Raw genomic sequence first — 15170 nt, forward strand, 5'->3', positions numbered from 1 at the left:
AATAAATTGATATATGAAAGATATAAAAATCGATTATTTGATTGAAATATAAAAATATGACGAGGGTAAATTTTAGATAATTTCAGCTTTTTGTTACCAAAAATTTAGAATTATAAAAAAGTAAAACGGGTTGCTAATAATTAAGCAACCCGTTCTTGATATTAAACAAAGTTTAGTAAATTAATATCCAGGATTTTGAGTTAAAGTTCCTCCACTTGCATCAATCTGCTCTTGTGGAATTGGGAACAATGTTTTGTGAGCATCGCTATTGGTTTTCTCCCACCAAGAATCTCCCCATTTTCCAAAACGGATTAAATCTTGACGACGAGTAACCTCCATAAACATCTCTCTACCTCTTTCTGCTAAAAATTCATCAGCAGTTAAAGAACCTAAAGGAGTTGTTAAACCAGCTCTATTTCTTATTGTATTTACATCTGGTAAAGCCATGTTCCAGTCTCCTGCAGCTCTTGCTAAACCTTCTGCTCTAATTAAATATAAATCACCTAAACGAATAATTGGGTAATCGTTATCCATGTTATCTTGTCCTCCTTGTCTGAAGCTAAACTTACCTAAACGTGCACCACCTTCTCTAGAAGCATTTGGCTCTAATTCATTTATTTCTGCAGTATATGTCAACTCTAAATCAGAAGATTCTGCATAATCTACAATTACTGAACCTTGGTAATCTAATTGAGTACCAATAATAAAGTTTGCTTTCTTACGAACATCAGAATCATCATAAGAATTATAAAATTCTTCTAAAGCTGAATACCCATTCCAAGGCTGAGATGATAAGTTGTAAGTAAACTGATTTGCATAGTGCAAAGTCATACGTGCAAAGTTCATATTTGGACCTGAAACATTGTCATAAGGAATAGACCAAACCATTTCTGGATTGCTTTCGTTGTTTGGAGCAAATATTGTTGCATAACCACTTAACATATCTGGGTCTGATGCTACTGCAGGTCTTTTACCAGGGTTTTCTACTTGATAACCACTATCTACTAACATATAACCACCATTGTCAATTACATAACCTGCAGCCATTGCAGCTTCTGAATATCTTGGAGTACCTGTGTAAACTTCTGCATTTAAGTATAATTTAGCTAATAAACCTAAAGCCGCAAATTGGTTAATTCTATAAACCTCTTGATTTGTAGTTAACGGACTTGCTGATAAATCCATACTAGAAGTAATTGAAGGCACACCTAAAGCAGCTAACAATTCTGTTTCTACGAAATTGAAAACTTGTGCTCTAGTTGATTGAGGAGCATCTACACCTGGAGTTGTAACAATTTTTACGTTACCCCACATATCTAATAATCTGTAGTAGAAAAATGCTCTTAATGCTCTAACTTGAGCAGTTTGATTAGCATCTAAACTACCTGCTAATAGGTTATTACACTCACCAATTGCACTATACTGCTGACCCCATGCACCGTTAATTGGTCCATTAGTAGAAGTATACGTATGTCTGTGCATGTCTATCCAAATTCCACCATCAAACCAGTCACCACCTTTTTGTGTAATAGCCATTTCATCTGAAGATACAGATTGTACTGACCAATATCCACCATGGTTTGCAGATCCTGATTCTCTCAATTGAGCGAAAGCTGAATTTATTGCGTCTGAAGGTCCTGCACCTCCACCATCAAAACTACCAAAAGATGGTTCTGAGCCGTTAAATGATTCTGTTTGTTCACCAACGAGTACCTCATCTAAATCTGTACAAGCGTTGAATGATATCAGAACACAAGAAACTGTAAATAATAAAAGTATTTTTTTCATTTTTATGTGTTGTTAAAAATTAATGTTAATTCCTAATGTAACTGTTCTAGAAGCAAAGTAATTATATCTTCTATCAATACCAGGAGTTAATGGATCTGCACCAGCAGTTAAGAAACCTCCATTGTCAACTGAACCTCTATCCGTAAATGCAGGTTCTGGATCTGCACCTGAATAGTTAGTGATCGTAAATAAATTTTGTCCTGTTAAAGATACTCTAATATCTTTAAAATATTTGCTATCTTCAGAGATATCGAATGAATATCCTAAAGAAATGTTATCTAATTTAAGGAAATCTGCTTTCTCAACATATAAAGAACTAAACTTCGCATTTGTGATGTTTGGATCTGCATATTCTGTGTTGATAAAGTTATAAGAACCTTGAGAACCAACTCTTGGCTCATAAAACACCCTAAAGTTGTTTACTAAACTGTGACCAAATGCTCCTCTAAAGAATGCGTTTAAATCCCAATTTTTATATCTAACAGTGTGTGTCCATCCTAATTCGAAATCTGGAATACCTTTACCTAATTTCGTTAAATCTCCGTCAATAACTCCATCTCCATCAGAATCAACTGCATTACCAAATTCTTGGTTTACATCGATACTACCATCTCCATTTACATCAACAAAGTTCTGGCTACCATTAGTCACAGTACCATCCCATAAAGCTCCATAAATTTGACCAATTTCTTGACCTTCTGCAACTAAGATTACATTAGTATCATTTTGTCCTGGTGCTCCTAAATTACCTCTTAAACCAGGAAGGTTATAAGAATCTAAAGTAGTTTTGTAGCTAGATAAGATTATTCCTGAATTATAAGTTAAATCGTTGTTTTTAATGATATCATAGTTTACTGCTAATTCAAAACCATTAGTAGATAAATCTCCTCCATTTTCAACTCTTCTTCCTGAAGGATATACAGCAATATCTACTGCTCTTTCTAAAATAAAGTCAGATACTTTTCTTGTATATAAATCTAAAGTAGCATTTAATCTACCAGACGTAAATTCAAAACCTAAGTTAGTTTCTGCTTTTTCTTCCCATTTTAAATCTGGGTTAGCATCTGTTAATCTTTGGTTACTTAATAAATCTGAAGTTGGCTCAAATTTAGAGTAAGCTAAACCATAATCAGATGGTAAAGATCCTGTAACCCCATAACCTAAACGTACTTTGAATAAATCTACGTTGTCTAACTGTAAATATTTATTAAGATCTGCACCAATACCTAATGCTGGGAATAAACCCCATTTGTTGTTTTCTCCTAACTTACTAGATCCTTCTCTTCTTATAGAAGCATTAAAATAAATAGCGTCATCAAAAGTTACATTTAGTCTTGTAAAGAATGCTATAATCTTCTGATCTGGAGATTTGTTACTATTAACTTCAATAAAACCACCATTTAATTGATCTTGAGACCATTCTAAAGCGTTGATATACGCTAAATCATCATTTGGAAAATCTCCTGCAGCTAAGAAATAGTTAAAGAAATTTTCTTGTTGCCAAGAGTAACCAGCAGTAAGTTTAAAGTCTAATTTGTCTGTTGGCTTAAAATTATAGTCTCCATAAACTTCAAATAATTTAAAGTCTCTGTCTTCTGTATATAATCTTGCTAAACCTTTACGAAATGGGTTATCTGCACCACCTCTAAACAAAGAAGTAGTTTTATAGTACTCACCATTTGTTAAGTTTGTTGATTGTTGAGAGTATAATGCATTTAAGCTAATATCATCTGTAACAGTATATTTGAAGTTTGCAGAATAAGTAAACTCACTTCTCTCTCCATAATTCTGATTTTGATCTTGAATTGATACTGGATTAAAACTATCAAATAAACCTAAAGTTTCGAAGTAACCTCCATAAGGATCTCCATTATAAGGATAAGGTGAATCTGCACCTAAAACTGGAGCAGTTGGATTATACAATACTGCATATCTTAAAGCTTCATTAAATCCGAAATCAGATTCTCTTTGCGTATAAGATGCATTAAAATCAACTTTTAATTTATCATTTAATAATTTTGTACTTGCTTGAAATCTAGTGTTAAATTGATCGAAGCCAGAATTCTTTAAAATACCTTCTGCATTTCTAAAGTTAGCCGAAACTCTAAAACTAGTATCATCATAACCACCAGTAATAGCAACATTATTTACTGTAGTTACAGCATTTCTTGTTACTAAGTCTAACCAGTCTGTTCTACTTCCTAAATCTGTACCACCTGCAGCAACAAATTCATCACCAGTCATATTCTGAACTTGATTTTGAATTGATGACATTGCAACAGATCCATTATAAGAAACTTGTGTTTCACCTGCTCTACCTCTTTTAGTAGTTACAATAATTACACCACTTGAACCACGAGAACCGTAGATTGCAGCAGCAGAACCATCTTTTAACACTGTCATACTAGCAATATCACTTGGATCGATATTGTTTAAAGAAGCACCAATAACACCATCAATAACAATTAATGGTTGTGAGTTAGAACCTACAGTAGAAATACCTCTTAATCGAATAACTGCGTCTGTGTTTGGGTCTCCACCTTTATTATAGATACTTAAACCAGATACCTTACCTTGAAGTAATTCTGAAGCACTGTTTACAGTACCCTTGTTAAAAGACTCTTCATCTACCTTAGTAACCGAAGATGTAATTTCTTTTTTGGTAGTACTACCATAACCAACAACGATAATTTCGTCTAATTGGTTACTTTCTTCTACCATTGTTAAATTAATTGTTGAAGATGTACCAACTGTTCTCTCTTCAGTTTTGAATCCTAAAGATCTAAAAACTAACACATCTCCTTGATTTGCTTTAATAGAATATTTTCCATCAAAGTCTGTCTGAGTACCTGTGCTAGTGCCTTTTATATTTACACTTACACCAGGTAAACCACCTGTGGCATCAGAAACAACACCAGTAATAGTTTGACCATACATAATACCACCAACCAAAAAGAGGAATGGTAGAATTAATTTTTTAAGTAACTTGTTTTTCATTTAAAGATTGGGTTTTAGTTAATTTTTTTCAAAAACTACATATTATGCTATTGATGAAAACTGATTAAATTTAATGTAATATTAACAAATTTTTATGATTACGTTATGAAATTAATAAAATTTTACCGAAAAAATTATCTAAAACGTTTTCGGCAATGTGGTTTTTAGAGTCTTCTTACCCATATATTTCTATAGCTAACACCACTATTATCTTGATGATCCTGCAATTTTATAGGTTGCTCACCATGAGCATTATACTTAGGCCAGCCAATATATTCTGTTGTACCCTCTAATGTAAAATTATCTTGAACTAGAACTCCATTATGCAAAACTGTAATTGTTGCTTTTTGCTCAATTTGACCATTTTTATCGAAAATGGGTTGATGATAAATAATATCATAGGTATTCCAGTTTCCTGTTTTTGATGAAGCTTTAACTAACGGAATTGATTGCTTATAAATGGAACCAACTTGACCATTTACATAGGTTTCGTTATCATTATTATCTAGTATTTGAACTTCGTATCTATTTTGAAGAAAAACGCCACTATTGCTCCTATTTTGCCCATCTGCTCTAACCTCTTCAGAAGATTTCCATTCTAAATGCAATTGTACAGAACCAAAGTTTTGTTTTGTTTGAATATCACCCGCTTTATTTTTAACGGTCATACTTTTATCTTCATTCAAAATCCATTGTACCTCTGTAGAATCTTTAGAGGAAATCCATTCGTTGAAATCTGAACCGTCAAAAAGAATTATAGCATCTGAAGGTATTCCAGTTTCAGAATCTACACTTACAGTTGGTGGTTTAGGTTCCCAAATTTCTGTTTCTTCTGGCTTGGTTGGTTCTTCTACTTGTTGCTCTAATATTGCTGGTTCTTTTTCTGTACTTTGCTTACAACTAAGCACAAAAAACCCTATTGAAAAAAGTAATATGATTTTTTTCATTCTATTTTATTTATAAATTTTGTTTTTAAATTCCTAAAATTCTATTCAAGTGATTTTGATCAATTTCATCTTTACTACCAGCAAAATCATCAAATCTTTTGGTAGTAACTTCTATAATATGATCTTTTATAAACTGTACACCTTCTCTTGCTCCTTGTTCTGGACTTTTAATGATACATTCCCATTCCAACACAGCCCATAAATCACATCCATACTCAGTAAGCTTAGAGAAAACTTTCTTAAAATCGACCTGACCATCTCCTGGAGACCTATATCTACCTGCTCTATCCTTCCAATCATTATAACCACCAAACATTCCTTTTTTGCCTGAAGGATTAAACTCTGAGTCTTTAACATGAAAGGCCTTAATAAATTCATGGTAATGATCTATATACCTTATGTAATCTAACTGTTGTAACACAAAGTGAGAAGGATCATATAAAATATTTACAGCTGAATGATTATTTGTAGCTGCTAAAAATCGCTCAAAAGTATCACCATCATGAATATCTTCTACAGGATGTACTTCATAGCAAACATTTACATCATTGTCTTTAAAAGTATCCAAAATAGGTAGCCATCTGTTAGCTAATTCTTTAAAACCTGTTTCTACTAAACCTTTAGGTTGTTGTGGCCAAGGATGCATTACTGGCCATAATAAAGATCCTGAAAAAGTTGCATGGTTATTTAGACCTAATCTTCTGCTCACAATACCTGCTTTTTTCAATTGATCAATTGCCCACAAAGTTCTTTCTTTAGGTTTGCCTTGCAATTCTTTAGGTGCAAAGACATCAAACATTAAATCATGTGCTGGATGCACTGCCACTAATTGGCCTTGAATATGGGTTGATAATTCTGTAATTTCTAAACCAAAAGAATTTATTTTCCCTTTAAATTCATCACAGTAAGTCTGACTTTCTGCTGCTACATCTAAATCTATAATAGACTTGTCTAATGTAGGTATCTGTATACCTTTATAACCTAAGTTGGCAGCCCATTTGCACAAGCCCTCTAAAGAATTAAATGGTTCGTTATCTCCCATAAACTGCGCTAAGAAAACTGCAGGTCCTTTAATTGTAGTCATATTTCTAAATAGCTTACTTATTAATAATTATGGATATCTACCCAAACATTTCCTTTTTTATGAGATTCTACGGCTTTTTCAATAAAGCTCATGCCTCTTACACCATCTATAATTGTTGGGAACTCAGCTGAATCATAAGACTCTTTTAAAATTGCTTTAGCCACACCCTTATAAATATTACCCATAGAATCAAATATTCCTTCAGGATGACCTGGAGGCAATTTTGTACCATCTAAAGACAAATCTGAATTGTAATCATGGCCAGGCTTTAGTACCTGCAAAGGTTTACCATCTTGCATTAAATACAAGTAATTTGGGTTTTCTTGCTCCCATTTTAAACCTGCCTTCTTTCCGTAAACCTTAACCACAAAACTATTTTCTTCTCCTGTTGCAATTTGGCTAGCGCAGATTACTCCTTTTACATTATTTGAACATCTTAATAAAACTGTTCCATCAATATCCATTTGATTGTCTGAATATAGGTAATTTAAATCGGCTAAAATGGATTCTATTTTTAATCCTGACACATATTCTAACATGTCAAAAGCATGCGTTCCAATATCTCCTATACAACAACTAATACCTGATTTCTCTGGATTTAACCTCCAAGTTGAAGACCTTTGCTCCTTATCATGAATAATTGGATTGATCCAACCTTGATAATATTGTGCATCTACTTTTTGTATTTCTCCTAGCTCTCCATTTTTGATCATCTGTTTCATTTGACGAATCATAGGATAACCTGTATACGTATAGGTTACTGCAAAAACAGTTTGTGCTTTTTTTAATGTTTGATATAATATTTCAGCTTCTGCAAAAGTGGTAGTCATTGGTTTTTCACAGATAACATTAAAACCATTTTCCAAAAGACTTTTAGCCATTGGGAAATGCAAAAAATTAGGAGTTAATATCGAAATTACCTGCATTCTTTCAGCCTCTGGCAAAGCCAACTCTTGCTCAATTAGCGTATCTAAATCTTTATATACTCTATTTGATGATAAATCTAATTGCTCAGCAAACTTTAAGTTTTCTTGATAATCTGCATTAAAAACACCGCCAATTAACTCAAACTTATCAAACATTGATGATGCTACTCTGTGCAAAACACCAATTAATGAGTCTGAACCTCCTCCTAGGATACCTAATTTAATTTTACCCATTATTTATTAAGATTTATATTCTACTTTCTCGTTTTTGAATAAAAAACCAAATATTAGCATCACTACAACAGCAAAAATTGCTGGGAACATCCAAATATTCTGCCATCCATGAACGCCATCAGCAATAATGTTTTGATCTACAATTTTACCTGCAACCCAAAAACCGACTAACATTCCTACTCCATAAGTTGCTAAGGTTATTAAACCTTGAGCTGCACTTTTAATTTTATCACCAGCTTTAGAATCTGTATAAATTTGACCAGAAACAAAGAAGAAATCATAACATATACCATGTAATGCAATTCCAATAATCAGCATAAAAAATAAATCGCCACTATTACCATAAGCAAACAGTAAGTAACGAATTACCCAAGCCAACATTCCAAACAGAACCGTTTTTTTAAAGCCGTATTTTTTGAAAAAGAAAGGCAATAATAACATAAATGCAACTTCTGATATTTGACCCAAAGAAGCCCAAGCTGTAGAATTATCAACCTTATATTCTGTTAAGAACAAACTAATATTTTGATAATAAAAAGCTAGTGGAATACATATTAAAAACGATGAGATAAAAAACACAAAGAAGTTTTTGTCTTTAAATAATTTTAAAGCTTCTAAACCTAGAATATCTGATAAAGATGCTTTTTCATCTTTATTAGCAGAAGGTGGCGTTTTTGGTAAAGAGAAACTAAATACACCTAAAATTGCTGATGCAATAGCAACCATCAAAAAAGTATTCGACAACATTCCTGCTGCAATATTTGCTTCAGAATCCCATTTAAAGACAAAGCTAATAGCCAAACCTGCAATAATCCAACCAATTGTACCCCAAACTCTAACCATTGGAAACTGTTTTGCTGGATCTTTCATTTGATTAAATGAAACCGAATTTACTAAAGCTAATGTTGGCATGTAAGCTATCATATACCCTAAAACATAAGGGTAAAAGACTGCAAATTCTGTAGCTTGCGCCATTAAATACATTAATGCTGCGCCTATTAAATGAAGAATTGCTAAAATCTTTTCTGCATTGATATACCTATCTGCAATTAAACCAATTATAAAAGGTGCTATAATTGCTCCCCAAGATTGGGTAGAATAAGCCATACCTGTTTCTGCACCAGTAGCACCTAAATTATTTCCTAAGAATGTACCCATAGTTACAAACCATCCTCCCCAAATAAAAAACTCGAGGAACATCATAAATGATAGTTGATATTGAATTGATTTTTTCATTATTATCTTTTTCTTTTTTAATTCTTAAGTTGCGTTGATGCTTTTAACAATAAATCCTTAATAGCAATTATTCCCTCTTTTTCAGACAATCTATCACCTTCATATTCCACACCTATAAAACCAGAATAACCAGCATTCTTAACATTATTTAAGATCCTTACAAAATCTAGAGTCGTTTCATTTCCATTTTCATCAAAATCATAAGCTTTAGCACTAACAGCTTTGGCCTCTGGCATCATTAGCTCAATTCCTTTGTATTTATCTTTATACTCCTCTTCGCATTCACCCCATTTTGCACCATCCTTTCTTTTTACACACCAATTACCAAAATCAGGCAATGTTCCGCAATTTTCCATGTTTACCTCATTAATAGCTTCCATTAATAAATCTGCATCCGAAGATAACCAGCCATGATTTTCACAAAGTACATTTATGTTTTTTGTTGCAGCATAAGCTGACAATTTTTTCAAACCATCTACAACAGCGTTTTTCCAAATTGCAGGGTCATTGGTACCAAATGTATTTACACGTATTGAATGGCAACCAAGTTTTGCAGCAGCATCAATCCATTTTTTATGACTCTCTACAGCCATGTTTCTTACATCTTCACTTGGATCTGCTAAATCACCTTCACCATCTACCATAATTAGCACATTCTCTACTGCATATTTTTTGCTTAACGTATTTAACGAATCTATAACAGCATCAAAACCCATTTCTTGAATTTGATTCATGTATAAATGGTTCACATACTCTAAACCTTCAAAACCCATGTTTTTAGACATTTCTGCAAACTTAAAAGGACTCACACCTTCATCATTAAAAGTTCTATGCAAAGACCATTGAGCTAAAGACAATTTAAAAAATGGCTCTGAGCTTTCATTAGTTGAAGTAATTCCACTTTCGACATCTTTTAAACCTTTCTTTGCTTCATTTTTACAACTGAAAAAGAATAAAGAAAATACAATGAGTAAAATTGGAAATTTTAATTTTTTAGTGAAAATAATGTTCATTTTCTAGGATATTTTTGGTTGATTGAGAACTAAAATTATAAAACTGAGTTTATTTTAGTGTCTATAATTATTCAGTGAAAAATTTTAAACACTTTCTAAAACCCTTTTTCTAAAGATTATTGGCGTGCATTTTTCCTGTTTTTTAAACATAGTTGCAAAGTACTGACTTGTAGAAAATCCGCATAAATATGCAACGTCACTTATATTGATATCAGGCTGCTCAATTAAGATATTTTTAGACATTTCTATACGCTTTAGCATTAAAAATTTCATAGGAGTTAAATTGGTTAATTGCTTGCAATGATGTGTAAATCTTGTTAAACCAACTCCAGATGATCTTGCCATTTTTTCAACAGTCCAATTCTCTGTTAGGTTTAACTCTAACTCCTTTAAAAACAACTTTACACTTCTTGAACTATTGGTTAAATTTTCGTTTAAAGATACTTCATCAACAATTAAAAGATCTAATAAAAGCAAGAGTAAATTATTAACCAAAATTCTAATTTTAGAAGCCTTATCTCCTTCATTATCAGAATCTACAGCTTTCCCTATTTTCTGAAAACACTCACGAATTCTCTTATCTGCTTTCCAACAAATCTTTTCATTGTGCCTTAAAATAGTAGTTAATTTCTCTAAATCTTTATCAGCTAAACATATCCAGTCTGGCCATTTCCAATTTTGATGTGGCCTTCTAACATTCAAATCTAAAATTAGCCAATAGAATTTACCCATACCAATAGCTGGGCTGCCTACTTTGTGCATTTCCCAAGGCCTAGTAATGGTTAAACTGTTTGGTACCAACTCCATTTCCTCTCCTTGTTGAGCATAAGGCATTGTACCAGATTCAAGGAAATGAATTTCTATGCCTTCGTTTCTATGCCAATCTAAACCCCAATCTTGTGGCTTATTAGCATCCCAATAACCAATACTATTTATACCTAATGTATCGTCTGTTAATCGATCTCCAGGATAGGTATATCTAGCTAATGCTTTAAACTTTAATTTATTTCTATTTACGGCATCTATTAAAGGTAAACAAGTGTCTGCATGATACTCAATTTCACCTACTTTAAATGGTGTTATATTTTGTACATTTAATTTCATTGAAAAATATTGAACATTATAAAAGTGCAAAATAAGTAATATTGAATTATGAATTATTAAAATTTCTTAATTTTAATTTTTGAAATTCATAATTAATCAACGTAAAAAGCTATATATCATGAATGATAACAATAAGAATTTGGAAGATCAGCAATATGATGCCATTGTAGTTGGTACTGGAATTTCTGGTGGCTGGGCTGCTAAAGAACTTTGTGAAAATGGTTTAAAGACATTAGTTTTAGAAAGAGGAAGAATGGTAGAACATGGAGATTATCCTACTGCTTATTTAGATCCATGGGATATGCCAAATGGAGGTAAAGCTACTCAAGAAATTATAAATCGTAAACCAAAACAACATAGAACAGGCTACACCACTCAAGCTGCTAGAGAACACTTTTTTGTTGATGATGTAAAACATCCATATAATGAAGATAAAAGATTTGATTGGATAAGAGGATATCATGTTGGAGGAAGATCTTTAATGTGGGGTAGACAAAGTTATAGGTTAAGCGATATTGATTTTGAAGCAAATAAAAAAGACGGAGTTGCTGTAGATTGGCCAGTTCGTTATAAAGATATAGAGCCTTGGTACGATAAGGTTGAAGAGTTTATAGGTGTTAGTGGACAAAACTTAGGCCTTAAACAATTGCCAGACCAAAAGCTTTTAAAGCCAATGAATTTGAATTGTGTAGAACAACACCTACAAGCAAAAATTGAAGAAAATTTTGATGATGATAGGGTTTTAACCATTGGTAGAACTGCACATATCACAGAAGGAACTAAAGAAGGAATGGGTAGAAGTACCTGCCAATTCAGAAATCGATGCATGAGAGGATGTCCTTTTGGTGCTTATTTTAGTAGTAACTCATCTACTTTACCAACTGCAGCTGCAACTGGTAATATGACACTTAGACCAAACTCAATTGTACACGAAGTTATTTATGATGATGTTACAAAGAAAGCCACTGGAGTAAGAGTTATTGATGCAGAAACTAAAGAAACACACGTATATAATGCTAAGGTTATCTTTTTATGTGCTTCTGCTATTGCATCAGCCTCAATCTTATTGCAATCAAAATCAGAACGTTTTCCAAATGGTTTAGGGAATGATAGTGGAGAATTAGGCCATAATATTATGGATCATCATTTTCATGTTGGAGCCTCTGCAAAAGTTGATGGTTTTGAAGATAAATACGTTAAAGGTAGAAGACCTAATGGTTTATATATTCCAAGATTTAGAAATTTGGGAGGGAAAACAAATGTAGATTCCTTTATTAGAGGTTATGGTTATCAAGGTGGAGCAAGCAGATCTTCTACTTCAGAAATGGTAGCAGAATTAAAGTATGGACCTAAATTAGCAGAAGAAATTTTAAAGCCTGGAGAATGGAGAGTTAACCTTTTAGCTTTTGGAGAAACTTTACCAGATCATAAAAATAGAATGTATTTAGATGAGAGCAAAAAAGATGAATGGGGCTTACCAACTATAACTTTTGATGCTGAATTTGGTAAGAATGAATTTGCAATGCGTAAAGACATGCAAGAGCAAGCAATAAAAATGTTAGAATCTGCAGGCTACAAAGATGTTCAAGGTTATGATAATGGTGGAATGGCTATGGGATTAGGTATTCATGAAATGGGAACTGCAAGAATGGGGAGAGACCCAAAGACCTCAGTATTGAATGAAAATAATCAAATTCATGCCTGTACAAATGTATATGTTACAGATGGTGCATTTATGACTTCTTCTGGTTGTCAAAACCCTTCTTTAACTTATATGGCTTTTACAGCAAGAGCAGCAAATCATGCAGCTAACGAATTAAAAAAGAACTCATAAAACTAGAAATATGAAACGTAGAGAAGCCATAAAGAATATAGGATTTGCAGCTGGATTTGCAGTAATTGCTCCGAGTTTTTTGAGTATGTTACAAAGCTGTACTACAGAAAAACTTTGGACACCTAAATTTCTAAAGGAAGATGAACAAAAAGCATTAATTAATATTGTAGATATTATTCTGCCTAAAACAGAAAATACACCTTCTGCAACAGAAATGAATGTACCTCAATTTATAGATAAATATATTGATGAAGTTCTAGAATTAGAAGATCAAGAAATTACAAGAGCTGGCTTTGCCAACATTATTTCAAAATCAAAAAGCAATCCAGAAGACTCTATAGATGATGTAACTACTGAACAATACACAGCATTACTAGATAAATACATTCTTCTAAAAGGAGAAGATGATGCTGAAAGATTGGCTAATCCAGAAGGTGAATTGATGACAACATCTGAATTTTTAGGACAAATAAAGTGGATGACGATCAATGCCTTTTTGACTTCTGAATATGTAGGAGAAAACATTTTGGTTTACGAACCAATACCTACTGCATATTATTGTGGAGATCTTCAAGAATTAACAGGAGGAAAATCGTACTCTTTATAAGACACAAAACAAAAAAATCAACTAACCATTATTTTTTACAGCAAGAAATGAAACAACATTATCTATTAATATTCGTTTTATTTTTTGCTGTTTTTTTTAGCTGTAAAAATCAAAAAGCAACTTCAGAAAAAGCTGAATGGAAATCTATTTTTAACGGTAAAAATCTAGATGGGTGGACACCTAAGATAGCAGGCTATGCATTAGGTAACAATTATAAAAATACCTTTAGAGTTGAAAACGGAATTTTAAAAGTTTCCTATGATAATTACGACACGTTTACCAAGCAATTTGGCCATCTATTTTATGAAAAATCGTATCAAAACTATAGACTAAAACTTCAATATCGATTTGCGGGCAAGCAAGTTAATGGTGGCGAATCTTGGGCCACAAAAAACAGTGGAATAATGTTGTATTGCCAAGAACCAAAAACCATGCTTTTGCAGCAGGAATTCCCTATTTCTTTGGAAGCACAATTGTTAGGTGGCACTAACGTAAATATTAAAAGACCTTCAGGAAACCTTTGCACGCCAGGAACTCATGTAGAAATCAATAATGAAAAAATTATAGATCATTGTATAATTTCTGATAGTGAAACTTTTTATGATGATAAATGGATAGATGCAGAAATAATAGTAACAGATACTATCATTGAGCATTACATCAATAATAAATTGGTAATTTCTTACAACAACCCCACTATTGGTGGCCAGTTTTTAGAAACAGCATCAAACGATATTCAAGCTAGAAGTGGTGAAAAATTAAAAGGTGGCTTCATCTCTTTACAAAGCGAAAGCCACCCAATTGAATTTAAAAATATTCAAATTATGGAATTGCAATAATTCCAATTTCTAATTTACTTCACAATAAACTTACCTTTCATCATTGCAAAATGTGCAGGAAAACTGCAAATAAAATCGTACTCTCCAGCTGCTGGTGCTGTAAATTCTATAGTTGTAGATTCACCTCCACCAATCATTTTAGTATGTACAATAACATCATCAGAAGATTCAGGAATATAATCATTTTCTTTAGAGGCTGCTGCAGCTGCTGCAAAAGTAGACATTTTTACACCTTGTTTTAAAATCACCACATTATGACCCATTATTTTTTTATCTAATTTACCTGTATGGGTTAAGGTTAATTTTACTTTTTGATTCGGTTTTACATTAATTTCTTTAGTACTAAATTTCATTTTATCACTCGTAGAAATAAATACATTTGCAACACCATTTTCATCTACAATTACGGTTGGTTTTTTCTCTTTCTTTTGCTTCTTTACCACTGTCTTTTTTGTAACCTTTTTTTCTGCAGATTTCTCTTCTTCTTTCTTACTTTCTCCACAACTAAAAAAGAGGGTAGCTCCTATTAATACTAGTAAAATTCGTTTCATTCTATGTTAA

12 protein-coding genes are annotated in these 15170 nt (G+C 32.6%); 3 read left to right on the forward strand and 9 right to left on the reverse strand.

Annotated elements, in window-relative coordinates:
• Positions 1–180: 180 nt before the first annotated feature.
• The 8 genes from MED152_RS05125 to MED152_RS05160 form a co-directional block, all read right to left on the reverse strand.
• Positions 181–1788 carry a RagB/SusD family nutrient uptake outer membrane protein gene (locus MED152_RS05125; protein WP_015480796.1) on the reverse strand — a complete coding sequence of 536 codons (1608 nt, stop codon included), beginning with the start codon at positions 1786–1788 and terminating at the stop codon, positions 181–183.
• Between the two features lie 12 nt (positions 1789–1800).
• Positions 1801–4785: a SusC/RagA family TonB-linked outer membrane protein gene (locus MED152_RS05130; RefSeq protein ID WP_015480797.1), complete on the reverse strand. Its 2985-nt coding sequence runs from the start codon at positions 4783–4785 to the stop codon at positions 1801–1803.
• 164 nt (positions 4786–4949) lie between these two features.
• On the reverse strand, positions 4950–5732 hold the full coding sequence (locus tag MED152_RS05135) for a DUF1080 domain-containing protein (protein WP_015480798.1): 783 nt from the start codon (positions 5730–5732) through the stop codon (positions 4950–4952).
• A gap of 25 nt (positions 5733–5757) precedes the next feature.
• A complete protein-coding gene (locus MED152_RS05140; protein WP_015480799.1) occupies positions 5758–6816 on the reverse strand; it encodes a sugar phosphate isomerase/epimerase in 1059 nt (352 codons plus the stop codon).
• A gap of 20 nt (positions 6817–6836) precedes the next feature.
• Positions 6837–7979 (reverse strand): Gfo/Idh/MocA family protein, encoded by a 1143-nt coding sequence (locus MED152_RS05145; RefSeq protein ID WP_148284799.1) that lies wholly within the window; start codon positions 7977–7979, stop codon positions 6837–6839.
• Between the two features lie 3 nt (positions 7980–7982).
• A complete protein-coding gene (locus MED152_RS05150) occupies positions 7983–9212 on the reverse strand; it encodes a nucleoside permease (protein WP_015480801.1) in 1230 nt (409 codons plus the stop codon).
• A gap of 17 nt (positions 9213–9229) precedes the next feature.
• Positions 9230–10225: a sugar phosphate isomerase/epimerase gene (locus MED152_RS05155; RefSeq protein WP_015480802.1), complete on the reverse strand. Its 996-nt coding sequence runs from the start codon at positions 10223–10225 to the stop codon at positions 9230–9232.
• Between the two features lie 84 nt (positions 10226–10309).
• A complete protein-coding gene (locus MED152_RS05160; RefSeq protein WP_015480803.1) occupies positions 10310–11329 on the reverse strand; it encodes an AraC family transcriptional regulator in 1020 nt (339 codons plus the stop codon).
• A 118-nt stretch (positions 11330–11447) separates the two neighbouring features.
• Between MED152_RS05160 and MED152_RS05165 the strand changes: the two genes are divergently transcribed.
• The 3 genes from MED152_RS05165 to MED152_RS05175 are packed head-to-tail and all read left to right on the forward strand — an operon-like array spanning position 11448 to position 14609.
• A complete protein-coding gene (locus MED152_RS05165) occupies positions 11448–13163 on the forward strand; it encodes a GMC oxidoreductase (RefSeq protein WP_015480804.1) in 1716 nt (571 codons plus the stop codon).
• A 10-nt stretch (positions 13164–13173) separates the two neighbouring features.
• On the forward strand, positions 13174–13770 hold the full coding sequence (locus MED152_RS05170) for a gluconate 2-dehydrogenase subunit 3 family protein (protein WP_015480805.1): 597 nt from the start codon (positions 13174–13176) through the stop codon (positions 13768–13770).
• A gap of 47 nt (positions 13771–13817) precedes the next feature.
• On the forward strand, positions 13818–14609 hold the full coding sequence (locus tag MED152_RS05175) for a DUF1080 domain-containing protein (RefSeq protein ID WP_015480806.1): 792 nt from the start codon (positions 13818–13820) through the stop codon (positions 14607–14609).
• Between the two features lie 14 nt (positions 14610–14623).
• On the opposite strand, the gene azu is transcribed toward MED152_RS05175, so the two are convergent.
• Entirely contained in the window at positions 14624–15160 is a 537-nt protein-coding gene (gene azu / locus MED152_RS05180) for an azurin (RefSeq protein WP_015480807.1), read from the reverse strand.
• Positions 15161–15170 lie beyond the last annotated feature (10 nt).

Source organism: Polaribacter sp. MED152, from assembly GCF_000152945.2.
Lineage (GTDB): Bacteria > Bacteroidota > Bacteroidia > Flavobacteriales > Flavobacteriaceae > Polaribacter.